General features: G+C 69.1%; 9 protein-coding genes. 4 read left to right on the top strand and 5 right to left on the bottom strand.

What is annotated here, in order from left to right; all coding sequences use genetic code 11:
• The first annotated feature begins 42 nt into the window (after window positions 1–42).
• Together ACWFRB_RS19300 and ACWFRB_RS19295 are read left to right on the top strand one after the other, a co-directional pair.
• Window positions 43–2,181 carry an ATP-dependent DNA helicase UvrD2 gene (locus ACWFRB_RS19300; protein WP_452642864.1) on the top strand — a complete coding sequence of 713 codons (2,139 nt, stop codon included), beginning with the start codon at window positions 43–45 and terminating at the stop codon, window positions 2,179–2,181.
• 489 nt (window positions 2,182–2,670) lie between these two features.
• Window positions 2,671–2,949 carry a WhiB family transcriptional regulator gene (locus tag ACWFRB_RS19295; protein WP_452642905.1) on the top strand — a complete coding sequence of 93 codons (279 nt, stop codon included), beginning with the start codon at window positions 2,671–2,673 and terminating at the stop codon, window positions 2,947–2,949.
• A gap of 21 nt (window positions 2,950–2,970) precedes the next feature.
• On the opposite strand, the gene ACWFRB_RS19290 is transcribed toward ACWFRB_RS19295, so the two are convergent.
• The 4 genes from ACWFRB_RS19290 to ACWFRB_RS19275 form a co-directional block, all read right to left on the bottom strand.
• Window positions 2,971–3,885, bottom strand: a complete 915-nt coding sequence (locus ACWFRB_RS19290) for an exodeoxyribonuclease III (protein ID WP_452642862.1) — start codon at window positions 3,883–3,885, stop codon at window positions 2,971–2,973.
• Window positions 3,886–3,928: 43 nt separating this feature from the next.
• Complete coding sequence (locus tag ACWFRB_RS19285; protein ID WP_452642903.1) at window positions 3,929–5,269, bottom strand: ABC1 kinase family protein; 1,341 nt, start codon at window positions 5,267–5,269, stop codon at window positions 3,929–3,931.
• The gene (locus ACWFRB_RS19280; protein ID WP_452642860.1) at window positions 5,266–6,156 is read right to left on the bottom strand and encodes a hypothetical protein; all 891 of its coding nucleotides are present in this window, start codon (window positions 6,154–6,156) and stop codon (window positions 5,266–5,268) included. The genes ACWFRB_RS19285 and ACWFRB_RS19280 overlap by 4 nt, the downstream gene beginning before the upstream one ends.
• Window positions 6,157–6,255: 99 nt before the next feature.
• Window positions 6,256–7,629 carry a zinc-dependent metalloprotease gene (locus ACWFRB_RS19275; RefSeq protein WP_452642858.1) on the bottom strand — a complete coding sequence of 458 codons (1,374 nt, stop codon included), beginning with the start codon at window positions 7,627–7,629 and terminating at the stop codon, window positions 6,256–6,258.
• Between the two features lie 90 nt (window positions 7,630–7,719).
• Between ACWFRB_RS19275 and ACWFRB_RS19270 the strand changes: the two genes are divergently transcribed.
• Complete coding sequence (locus ACWFRB_RS19270; protein ID WP_452642856.1) at window positions 7,720–8,742, top strand: YlbL family protein; 1,023 nt, start codon at window positions 7,720–7,722, stop codon at window positions 8,740–8,742.
• Window positions 8,743–8,763: 21 nt separating this feature from the next.
• On the opposite strand, the gene ACWFRB_RS19265 is transcribed toward ACWFRB_RS19270, so the two are convergent.
• A complete protein-coding gene (locus ACWFRB_RS19265; RefSeq protein ID WP_452642854.1) occupies window positions 8,764–9,381 on the bottom strand; it encodes a PPA1309 family protein in 618 nt (205 codons plus the stop codon).
• An 82-nt stretch (window positions 9,382–9,463) separates the two neighbouring features.
• Between ACWFRB_RS19265 and ACWFRB_RS19260 the strand changes: the two genes are divergently transcribed.
• Window positions 9,464–12,391, top strand: a complete 2,928-nt coding sequence (locus ACWFRB_RS19260; RefSeq protein WP_452642852.1) for a UPF0182 family protein — start codon at window positions 9,464–9,466, stop codon at window positions 12,389–12,391.
• Window positions 12,392–12,521 lie beyond the last annotated feature (130 nt).

The raw sequence follows: 12,521 nt of genomic DNA, 5'->3' as shown, positions 1-12,521 counted from the left end.
TGATCCCGGCGACTCGATGCGGCCCTGTCGGTGCGCCCTGCCATGATGGACGCCATGTCAGCGGACGATACGGGCCTGGACCCCCAGCAGTCGGCCGCGGTGCTCGCGCCACGAGGGCCGGTGTGCGTGCTGGCAGGCGCGGGTACGGGCAAGACAAGGACGATCACCCGCCGGATCGCGCACCTCGTCGCGGGCGGGCACGTCTCCGCAGGACAGGTGCTCGCGGTGACGTTCACGGCGCGGGCCGCGGGGGAGATGCGCGGGCGGCTGCGCACCCTTGGCATCGGTGACGGCGCCAACCAGGTGCAGGCCCGCACCTTCCACGCCGCGGCGCTGCGTCAGCTCCGCTACTTCTGGCCTCAGGTCATCGGCGACACCCAGTGGGACCTGCTCGACCGCAAGTTCGCGATCGTCGCGCAGGCGGCCAACCGGGTCGGCCTGTCCACCAGCACCGAGTCCGTCCGCGACCTGGCAGGCGAGATCGAGTGGTCGAAGGCGTCGCTGATCGCGCCCGAGGACTATCCGGCTGCGGCCGCGCGGTCGCGACGGGAACCGCCCGCGGACGCGACCAAGGTCTCCGACGTCTACGCCGCCTACGAGGCGCTCAAGGTCCGCGACGGCGCGATGCTCCTCGACTTCGACGATCTGCTCCTGCACACCGCCGCTGCGCTGGAGGAGCACTCCACGGTCGCCGAGGAGTTCCGCGACCGGTACCGCTGCTTCGTGGTGGACGAGTACCAGGACGTGACGCCGCTGCAGCAGCGGGTGCTCGACGCCTGGCTGGGCGAGCGGGACGATCTCACCGTCGTCGGCGACGCGAACCAGACCATCTACTCGTTCACCGGTGCCACGCCGCGGTACCTGCTGGACTTCTCCCGGCGCTTCCCCGACGCCGCGGTGGTCCGCCTCGAGCGCGACTACCGCTCGACGCCGGAGGTCGTGTCGCTGGCGAATCAGGTCATCGGCGCCGCGCGCGGCCGGATCGCGGGCACCCGGCTCAAGCTGATCGGGCAGCGCCCCCCGGGTCCGGCGCCGGAATTCGTCGAGTTCGACGACGAGCCCGCCGAGGCCGCGGGGGTCGCGAAGGCGATCCAGAAGCTCATCGCGGGTGGCACCCCGGCCGCGGAGATCGCGGTGCTCTACCGCATCAACGCGCAGTCCGAGGCGCACGAGCAGGCGCTGACCGAGCTGGACATACCGTTCCAGGTGCGCGGGGGCGAGGGCTTCTTCACCAGGCCGGAGGTGCGCCAGGCCGTGTCCGCGCTGCGGCAGGCCGCAGGACGCGACGACCTGCCGCAAGAGGCGGGGCGCGGCAAGGAGCTGATCACGCTGGTCCGCGCGATCCTGGTACCGCTGGGGCTGACGGACTCCGAACCCGTCGGTGCCCAGGCCCGGGAGCGCTGGGCCTCGCTCGGTGCGCTCGTCGCGCTCACCGAGGACCTGCTGGCGCACGAGCCGGAACTCGACCTCGACGGACTGCTCAAGGATCTGGCCGCCCGTGCCGAGGCCAGGCACCCACCGACGGTGCAGGGTGTCACGCTCGCCTCGCTGCACGCGGCGAAGGGGCTCGAATGGGATGCGGTGTTCCTGGTCGGGCTCGCGGACGGCACCCTGCCGATCGCTCACGCGCTCGGTGACAGCAAGTCGCCCGACGACGAGGCGGCCGTGGAGGAGGAACGCCGGCTGCTCTATGTCGGGGTCACGCGGGCGCGCGAGCACCTTCAGCTGTCCTGGGCGCTGGCCCGCAACGAGGGCGGCCGAAAGTCCAGGCGTCGGTCTCGGTTCCTGCACGGTCTCATCCCCGAGGACTCGCCCGCGTCGCGGATCGCGGCGCCTGCGCCGCAGAAGAAGCGCCCGCGATGCCGGGTGTGTGGCAAGCAACTCCTCGGGACCAACGCGACGATGCTCGGTCGCTGCGAGGCCTGCCCGTCGAATCTGGACCTCGCGTTGTTCGACGCGCTCAAGGCGTGGCGGTCCGCGAAGTCGAAGGAGCTCAAGGTGCCCGCATACGTGGTGTTCAGCGACAACACGCTGACCGCGATCGCGGAACAGCAGCCGCAGGACGACCGCGGACTGGTGTCGATCCCTGGCATCGGCGCGAAGAAGCTCGAGCGCTTCGGTGCCGACGTGCTCGCGGTGGTTCGGGGTGAAGTGCCCGTGAGCGCGGACGAATCGGGATAACCCCAGGTCAAAAATAGGTTGTGTGGTTCCGAGGTGACCGCATACCCTGGTCTCCGACGCAGTGAGCTCCGGCTTGCCGTCGCGACAAGCCCGCAGGTGCCCCGGTACCGGCGGGACGGCACGAACGAAAAGGGAGGTGAACGTCAGATGATCGATTGGAACCGCAGCGCGAACGCGTACGCGGCGACCGCTCGTGTCGCAGGCGCCGTTCACCTGCTCGCAGCTACGTGGGCGGTGGCGCCGAAGCGCGTCGTCCGCCATCGCGCACACGCAGCAGCGCTTTCGTCCGTGCCCCGGAGTAGAAGCCGAATCACCATTCGGTAGGAACTCCTTCCTCTTGGCCACGGACGCACCAGCGGACCGTGGCCTTTGTTTTTGAGCTCGTTGCTCCAAAGCCCGGCTTTCGGTTCGCACCACGACCTGAATCCATCGCAGAGCTTTAAGGAGAACGACGTGTCTACCGCGACATGCCGAGACGATTTCCGGACCGTGACCGCCATCAGCGAGCCGACCGTGATCGCACCCGCGCGACGCGCACTGCCTTGCCGAGCCGACAATCCCGATCTCTGGTTCGGTGAGACCCCCGCCGAGCTCGAACAGGCGAAGACACTGTGCGCACAGTGCCCGATCCGTGCGCGCTGCCTCAGCGCGGCTCTCGACCGCGCCGAACCGTGGGGCGTGTGGGGTGGCGAGATCCTCGATCAGGGTGTCGTCATCGCGCGCAAGCGTCCCCGTGGTCGCCCGAGGAAGGTGGCCGTCTGCGCGTGACCGGACGGCACGGCGCCGGACTCAGAGTTCGTAGTCGACGACGACCGGGGCGTGATCGCTCATCCGGAGGTCCGCGGCGGGTTCACGGTCGGTACCCGCCGCGACGGCCGCCCGGGCGAGCCGGGGGGTCGCGAGGTGGTAGTCGATGCGCCAACCGGTGTCGTCGGCGAACGACTGCCCCAGCCACGACCACCACGAGTAGGGCCCGTCGGTGTCCGGGCACCGGTCTCGGACGACGTCGACGAGGGTGCGGGGGGACAGGATCGAGCCGAACCACTCGCGTTCCTCGGGGAGGTAGCCCTCGACCTGGTTGCTGCGCCGCCAGTTCCGCACATCGTGTCGGGTGTGCGCGATGTTGAGATCGCCCATGAGCAGCAGTTCGCGTCCGCGTGCCCTTGCGTCGCGCCGCGAGCGCGTCAACTGTCGCGCGAACCCGTCGAGGAAGCGCATCTTGCGCTCGTAGCGGGCGCCGCCGTCCGGGGCCTCCCGCATCCGCCCGGGCTTCTGGAGATGGGCGGGGAGACCGCCCTTCGGCAGGTAAAGCGAGGCGACGGTGATCGGAGTGTCAGCGAGGTCGACCTCGATGTACCGCCCCTGGTCGGCGAACTCGCGTAGCCCACGCGCCAGCGGGGACGGGTCGAGTTCGACTGTGTGGGTATGGGTTTCGCCGGGCGCGCGCAGTACTGCGGTACCGCTCCACGTCCGCACGGCTGCGGGCGCGTGCCGGGTCAGGATCGCGACTCCGTTGCGGCCGGCCAGCACGCCCTCGTCGTAGGCGAGGTGATAGGGGCCGAACACCCCGGACGGGATCGTGGCCGCGCGGGACCGCATCTCCTGCACGGCCACCACATCGGGGTCGCGCTCGCGCAGCCACTGCTCGAAACCCCGCCGCTGCGCGGCCCGGATACCGTTGACATTGAAGGTCGCGATCCGCACGAGGCCCCAGTCTAGGCAGCGCGACTACGCCGTACCCGGGTGGCTACTCGGCCACCGGCACGTCCTCGGTGAAGCCGGGCAGCCACTTCGTGAGGATCTCCATGTACGGCGCGTAGGCGTCGAGCTGGGCGCAGATGCCGACCGAGCCGAGCAGCACCCGGAAGATCATCACGTACTCGGCAGGCATGTTCAGGGCCCGTGCGGTCCGGAACTGCGCGGACGAGAAGTCCGTCGCGGTCCCGGCCGCCTTCTGCAGCCAGGCCCTGGTGAAGTGGAAGGACTCGGTGTGGATGGGGTCGGTGAAGGGACGGAGGTAGTCGGCGATCTCCTGATCGGTGACCTTGCGGCCGGGCAGCACGAATCCGTTGGCGCGCAGCAGTTCCGTCAGTTCGTCGAACCGTTCCTCGAGCGCGAGCCGCACCATCCTGCCCAGCACAGGGGGCAGTCCGCCTGGCATCGGCGCGCAGGCGCCGTAGTCGATGACGCCGAGCCTGCCGTCCTCGAGCATCATGAAGTTGCCGGGGTGAGGATCGCTGTGCAGCAGTCCGACCCGGGCGGGCGAGGCGAAGTGGAACTCGGCGAGCAGGGCGCCGGCCCTGTTGCGCTGCTCGGCGGTGCCGCCGGCGATGATCGTGGACAGTGGTGTCGCCGACATCCATTCGGTGATCACCACCTTCGGCGAACTCGCGACCACCTTCGGGATCGCGAATTCGGGGTCGCCCGCGAACTCGGCGGCGAAGGCTCGTTGGTTGTTCGCCTCGATGCGGTAGTCCAGCTCGTCCTCGGTGCGGGCGGTGAGCTCCTCGAGGACCGGCTTGACGTCCGCACCCGGGATCACCGAGCTGAACATCCCGGCGAAGCGGGACAGCGTGCGCAGGTCGGCGCGCAGGGCCTCGTCCGCACCGGGGTACTGCACCTTCACCGCGACGTCGCGGCCGTCGGACCATACGGCGCGGTGCACCTGCCCGATGCTCGCCGAAGCCGTCGGAACGTCGTCGAAGGACGCGAACCGGTCACGCCACTTGCTGCCGAGCTGCTCGCCGAGCACCCGATGTACCTTCTTGGCGGGCAACGGCGGCGCCTCCGCCTGCAACTTCGTCAGCGCCTCCCGGTACGGCTCCGCGAACTCCTCCGGGACCGCGGCCTCCATCACACTCAGCGCCTGCCCGAGCTTCATCGCGCCGCCCTTGAGCTCGCCGAGCACGGTGAACAACTGTTCGGCCGCCTGCTGGGTCAGCTTGGCGTCGATCTCCTCGCGGTCGCCGCCGACCAGCTTGCGGCCGAACCCGACCGCAGCGCGTCCCGCGATCCCGAGCGGAATGCTCGCCAGTTTGGCGGTGCGGGCGGAACTGCTACGGGGGATGTCTGACACGTCCACCATCATGGCTGACGATTCGCCGGTTCGCCCACATGTCCGGCGCGGCGGCGGCATCCGCAGCGCGGATGTCGCGGCCACGTCCTCCTGACCAGTCGATACGTCGTCAGGTTCAGTTCAAGGGTGGTGTCGAGGCAGGCGGGTGAGCGCGCGGGCTGCGCGGCGATCAGCACGTTCAGCTCCGCCAGCGCGAGCGCGGTGGTGGCCAGGATCGTCGCAGGGTCCGCGTGCCCGACCGCGCCGAGCAACTGCGCGGCCAGGTGCGGCCACTCGTGGTCGCGCGAGGTCCTGGTGAGGTCGGCGCAGCGCAGGCAGCTGGTGCGGCCGGGCAGCACAAGCGGTCCGACGACGCCTGCCCCGTCGCGGAGCCGGACCTGCAGGTGTGGCGTCCGCGCCTCGACGAGCTCGGCCACGAATCCCGGATCGGGAACCAGCTCGTCGGCCAGGACCACGAGGGCCGACCGGTCGATCCGCGGCGCCCCGGTGCCGCCGAACGGTACCGATCTGGTCAGCCGCACCCTGCCGTCGGCGAGAGAGCCCGCGATGCCGTCGGAGAGCGGCCCGCGGCCGTGCACGTGCACGGCCGTCACGCAGCGGGGTGCGGGCGTCGCGGGCATCAACAGCGCGGCTCCCGCCAACTCGGCCAGCAGCGCCTCGATGTCGGCGGCCGCCAGCCCGATCTCGCTTGCCCGCCTGAGGATCTCGTCGCGACTGTGCTGACCGTCGAGCAGTCGTAGCAGCGCGGCCACCGCGGATGGGGCGACCGCGGTCGGCACCGTGAGCAGCAGGGCGCGCTCGGGGTCCCAGCCCAGTTGGACGGTGCCGCTGGGTCGAACCAGGATCGGGATCCGCGGATCGAGCCGCGGGCCCGCACTCAGTGCCGAGGCCGGGGTCATGTCCCGACCCTTGCAGGTGCGGCGGAACGGACGAGCGCCGCGCACCCGGTTATCCACAGGGGCCGCGGCGCCGATGGCCTGGGTTTTCGGTCCCGCCGGCTACTGCGTCGGTCGCCCGGTGTCCCCGCCCTGCTCACGCTCGCGGGCCTCGGTCGCCTCGAGCTGCGCGATCGGGTCGTCGAAGGCGCTGGTGCCGCCGCCGACCACGCGGTCGACGAATCCGGCGGGGCTGTCCAGATCGGAGGAGTCCGGCAGCAGATCGGGGTGCGCCCACACCCCGTCCCGGCCCTCGATCCCGGCGCTCTCGGTGAGCAGGTCCCACAGGCGTGACGCCTCGCGGACCTTGCGCGGTCGTAGTTCCAGGCCGACGAGCGTGGCGAACGTCTGCTCCGCGGGTCCGCCGGTGGCGCGGCGACGGCGGAGCGTCTCGGACAGCGCGGCGACCCCGGGCAGCCGGTCGCCGAGCGCCTCGGACACCACGGTCTCCACCCAGCCCTCGATGAGCGCGAGCATGGTCTCGAGGCGTTCGAGGGCCTGCTTCTGTTCGGGCGTCGTCTGCGGTTCGAAGGCGCCCTGCTGCAGGATCTCCTCGATCTTCGACGGATCGGTCAGCGCGCTCGGGTCGATGCCCTGGGCGGCCTCCTCGATCGCGGAGAAGTCCATCCGGATGCCGCGTGCGTACTCCTCGACGGTGGCCAGCAGTCGCTGCCGGAGCCACGGCACGTGGACGTACAGACGGTGATGAGCGGCCTCGCGTGCGGCGAGGAACACCAGGATCTCGCGATCGGGCTGCTCGAGCCCCTCGCTGAACTTCTCGATCGCCGTCGGCAGCAGTGCCGCGACCCCACTGGGGCCGAGCGGGAGTCCGACGTCGGTGGAGGTCAGCACCTCGGAGGAGAGCTGGCCGAGCGCCTGGCCCAGCTGGGAGCCGAAGGCCAACCCGCCCATCTGTCCGAGCATGCCCATCATCGGGCCCGCCATCTGCTTGGCCTCCTCGGGGAGACCGGTGACCCACATGCCCGAGATCTGTTCCGCCACCGGGTCGCACAGGCGCTTCCAGGTGTCGAGGGTGTTCTCGAGCCAATCTGCTGCCGTCCAGGCGACCGCCTTGGACGCCCCGGCGGGCAGGGTGGTGGCACCGTCCAGCCATACCTCCGCGAGATGGGCGGCGTCGGCGATCGCGGTGCCGGTGCCGCTCGAGATCGGAGCCACGGTGCCGAGCTGCTGGAGGGCGAGCTTCTTGGCGAGGTCGTAGTTGACCGGGCCGCTGCCGCCGGTGCCCATCGCGCTACCCATGCCGCTGAGCATCTGCCCGAACTGCGTGAGCATCTGGCCGAGCTGCGTGGGGTCGAAGCCCTCGGGTGTGAAGCCGAACGGGATCCCGCCCGGACCGGGCGAACCCTCGCCGTCCCGACTCTTGTCACGGTCGGGATCGTCGTCGGAATTCGAGAAACCAAACGGCGGATTGCTCATGGCTCAACGGTACAAGGCATCGTGGGGGTTGGTGGCGGCGGAGATGACGCTCAGCGCGAACATGCCGGGCCGCCCTCTACGCTGGGCCGGGTGAATCGACGGATGGTGACCCTGGCCGCTGCGCTGGTGCCGGTGGCGGCGCTCTTCACTCTCGGGACCGCGGTGACCGTGCCGTTCGTGGCACTCGGACCGGGACCCACCTTCAACACCTTGGGCGAAGCCGACGGCAAGCCCGTGGTCGAGATCGAGGGGATCGAGACCGATCCGACGTCGGGCAACCTCAACATGACCACCGTCTCGGTCCGTGACGGACTCAACATCTTCGAGGCCTTCGGGAACTGGATCAGTGGGCGCTACGGCCTGGTGCCGCGCGCCGAGGTGTACCCGCCGGACAAGAGCAAGGACGAGGTAAAGCAGGAGAACGAGGCGGACTTCGCGCAGTCGGAGGATTCCGCGGAGCTGGCCGCGCTGCACTACCTGGACCTGCCTGTCGCGCTCGAGGTGGTCGATGTCGCCGAGGACGGACCGGCCAAGGATGCGCTGCGGCCGGGCGACCAGCTGCTCGCCATCAACGGCACGAAGGTCCAGACCGTCGGTGAGGTGCAGCGGGCGGTTGCCGAGCTGGAGCCCGGCACCGAGATCAGCGTGCTGCTGCGTCGTGACGGCCAGGAGACGACGGTGCCGGTGACGCTCGGCGAGCGGCCGGGCGCCACGGACCGCGGCTACCTGGGGATCACCCCGCAGGAGAAGCCCCAGGTCCCGTTCACGGTCGACTTCAACCTGGCCGAGGTGGGCGGGCCGTCGGCGGGATTGATGTTCACCCTCGCGGTGATCGACAAGCTGTCGGCGGGTGAACTGAGCGGCGGCGGGTTCGTGGCGGGCACCGGGACCATCGACTCCGACGGAGAGGTCGGCCCGATCGGCGGCATCCCGTACAAGCTGCTCGCCGCCCGCGAGGCCGGGGCGACCACCTTCCTGGTGCCGTCGAAGAACTGCGACGAGGCCCGGCAGCGGGTACCCGAGGGTCTGCGGCTGGTGAAGGTGGACAACCTCGACGGCGCGGTGTCCGCGCTCGAATCGCTGAACTCCGGCGGCGAAGCGCCCGCCTGCTAGGACCGGTTTCGGCCCCGCGGCTCAGTCGTCGGTCGCGTCGAACGTCGCGTACAGCGCGTTCACCAGGTTCGGCGCGAGGTCCTCGTAGGTGAGCAGCTCGGGTTCGGCGTCGAGATCGTCGTCCTCCGGCTTGAGCTGGAGTACGCAGACGGACGGCCCGTCTCGCAGCACCGCGGCGATGAGCCGGGCCTCGCGGCGTTCGGGGTGGGCGTTCGCGGTGGCGCGGGCGATCTCGTCGGCGGCGTGCTCGTCGGTCACCACCGGCGCCACCGCGCTGTCGAGATCGGATTCGGCCGTCGGCGGCAGCACCACGATCTCCTGCACCAGGGCGCAGCCGACGACCTCCGCGGGCCAGCTGGTGGTGGACAGGAACTCGTCGAGCGCGGGGGTGCCGCCACCGATGTCCTCGGGGAACGGCTCCTGCTCGACCGGCGTCAGCTCGGCGCCGTCCTCGAGCTGATCGATCAGGTCGGGCTCGGCGGCGGCTAGGACCGCGGTGGGGACGAGGGCGAACATCACCGGCGGTTGACCCCATCCGCCGGCGTCGACGAAGTCCGAGACCTCACGTACGCACCGGGGGAGTGCGTCGACGGAGAAGTCGGCCGGGTGGCCGTAGTACACGCCATTGCTATCGCTCACGGTCCCATCCTCCCACCCACACGTAGAGTGGTCACAACCACCGCGGCGCCTGTGCGCCGCCCGAATCACTGGAGAGTGGCACGTGGGCATGCGGCCCCCCACCGGCTTACCGTCGTTGTCCCGTCGAAGTCGAGTGCTGCTGGTGTTGGCGCTCGTTGCCGCGGCACTGTTGCTGATCGGTCCCCGGCTGATCGACACCTACACCAACTGGTTGTGGTTCGGCGAGGTCGGATTCCGAACCGTCTTCACCACGGTGCTCGTCACACGGCTCATTCTGTTCCTGGCGGTGGCGTTGCTCGTCGGAGGGGCGGTGTTCCTGGCGTTGCTGCTGGCGTACCGCTCGCGACCGGTGTTCGTGCCGGTCGCCGGGCCAAACGACCCGATCGCCCGGTACCGGACCACGGTGATGGGCCGGCTGAAGCCGTTCGGAATCGGCATCCCGGTCGCGATGGGTCTGCTCGCCGGACTGGTCGCGCAGTCGAACTGGGTGACGGTGCAGCTGTTCCTCAACGGTGAATCGTTCGGTATCAAGGACCCGCAGTTCGGCCTCGACATCGGCTTCTACTCCTTTGATCTGCCGTTCTACCGGCTCGTGCTGAACTGGCTGTTCGTCGCGGTCATCATCGCCTTCTTCGCGAACCTCGTGACGCACTACGTTTTCGGTGGGCTGCGGCTGAGCGGCAGGGACGGCGCGCTGACCAAGGCGGCGACCGTCCAGCTCGCGTTGTTGGCAGGCACCTTCGTGCTGCTCAAGGCCGTTGCCTACTGGCTGGACAGGTACTCGCTGCTCTCGAGCAGCCGCAAGGAGCCGACCTTCACCGGCGCCGGCTTCACCGACACCAACGCGGTGATGCCCGCCAAGCTGATCCTGATGGCGATCGCCGTCGTCTGCGCGCTCGCCTTCTTCGCCGCGATCTTCCTGCGCGACATCCGGATCCCCGCGATGGCCGCCGCGCTGCTGGTGCTCTCCTCGATCCTGATCGGCGCCGTGTATCCGCTGGTGGTCGAGCAGTTCTCGGTGAAGCCGAACGCCGCGCAGAAGGAGAGCCCGTATATCGAGCGCAACATCCAGGCGACGAGGCAGGCGTACGGGATCACCGACGACACCGTCGAGTACGTCGACTACACAGGTGTCGCGACGAAGCAGCCGCAGGATGTGCCCGCGGACGTGACGACGATCGCCAACACGCGGTTGCTGGACCCGAACATTCTGTCGCCGACGTTCACCGCGCAGCAGCAGTTGAAGAACTTCTATGCCTTTCCGAAGGCACTGAACATCGACCGGTACGAGATGAACGGTCAGCTGCGTGACTTCGTGGTTGCGGCGCGCGAGCTCTCGCCCGCGAGCCTGAGCGGCAACCAGACCGACTGGATCAACAAGCACACCGTGTACACGCACGGCAACGGATTCGTCGCGGCGCCTGCCAATCAGGTGACCAAGGTGTCGGGGGACAGCCAGAACAACACCGGCGGCTACCCGATCTACAGTGTCAGCGACCTCAAGACACAGCCGTCGGATCCGGCTCTGCGAGTGGACAACCCGCGGATCTACTACGGCGAGGTGATCGCCAAGTCGGACGCCGACTACGCGATCGTCGGTGCCGCGGGCGGCGAGCCGCGCGAGTACGACACGGACGACTCGAAGTACACCTACACCGGCGCCGGTGGTGTCGGGATCGGCAACTGGGTGAACCGGCTGGCGTTCGCGGCCAAGTACACCGAGCGCAACATCCTCTTCTCCGGTGCGATCGGGGACGATTCGAAGATCATCTACAACCGCGACCCCCGCGATCGGGTGAACCAGGTCGCGCCGTGGCTGACCACTGACGGCACCATCTATCCCGCGGTGGTCGAGGGCCGGATGCAGTGGATCGTCGACGCGTACACCACGCTCGACAACTACCCGTACGCGCAGCGCTCGTCGCTCGACGGATTGGTCGAGGACAGTGTGGACCAGGCCACGGGCCGGCTGCTGCCGAAAAAGGAGGTCTCGTACATCCGGAACTCGGTCAAGGCCACCGTCGACGCCTATGACGGAACGGTGACCCTGTACCAGGTGGACGAGAACGACCCGGTTCTCAAGGCCTGGATGGGCGTGTTCCCGGGCACCGTCCAGCCCAACAGTGCGGTCACCGACGATCTTCGGGCGCATTTCCGGTACCCCGAGGACCTGTTCAAGGTGCAGCGGGAGATGCTCGCGAAGTACCACGTAGACGACCCGAACGAGTTCTTCACGAACAACAACTTCTGGTCGGTGCCCAGCGACCCCACGGTGGAGACGGACAAGAATCAGCCGCCGTATTACGTGTTGCTCGGCGACCAGGAGACTGCGAAGCCGGAGTTCAAGCTGACCAGCCCGATGGAGGGCTACAACAGGGAGCTGCTGGCTGCCTACATCTCGGTCGCGTCGGATCCGAAGGACTACGGCAAGTTCACCGTGCTGCAGTTGCCGACGGAGACGCAGACGCAGGGCCCGCAGCAGGCGCAGACCGCGATGACGTCGAATCAGACGGTGGCCAGCGCGCTGTCTCTGATCAAGCAGTCGAACAAGATCCAATACGGAAATCTGCTGACGCTGCCGATCGCCGAGGGCGGCATCCTGTACGTCGAACCGTTGTACACCCAACGGAATTCGGCGAATGCCTTCCCGCAGCTGACCGCGGTGCTGGTGAGCTTCACCGACACGAAGGGCATCCGTGTCGGCTACGCGCCGACGCTGGCGGAGGCGCTGGACCAGGTGTTCGGTTCCGGGGCGGCCGCCGTGGCCACTGCACCAGGGGGAGCGCAGCCGCCGCAGAATGGGGAGCAGCAGCAGACGCCGCCGCCCGGCGGGCCGACCGTGGTCCCGCCGCCGGCGCCGAGCGGTAACGTCGACGCCGCGCTGACCGAGGTCGACGCCGCGCTCGGGGCGGTCAAGACCGCGCAGCAGAGCGGCGACTTCGCGGCCTACGGTGCGGCGCTCGACCGGCTGCAGAAGGCGGTCGACGCCTACCAGGGGCTACCCAAGTAACAGCAATCCACAGCAAAGGGGCCCTGCCATCCGACTGAATTGGTCCCCGAAAGTTGGACTGGCCAAGTAGGAGCCTAAGCGGCAAGGGCCTGGGTCCGGTATTGCACCGGGCTCAGGCCCTTGAGCTTTG

It is taken from the genome of Rhodococcus sp. NPDC055112 (genome assembly GCF_053607505.1).
The sequence above is the reverse complement of the archived record's forward strand: the minus strand, read 5'-3'. Positions and strand labels throughout refer to the sequence as shown.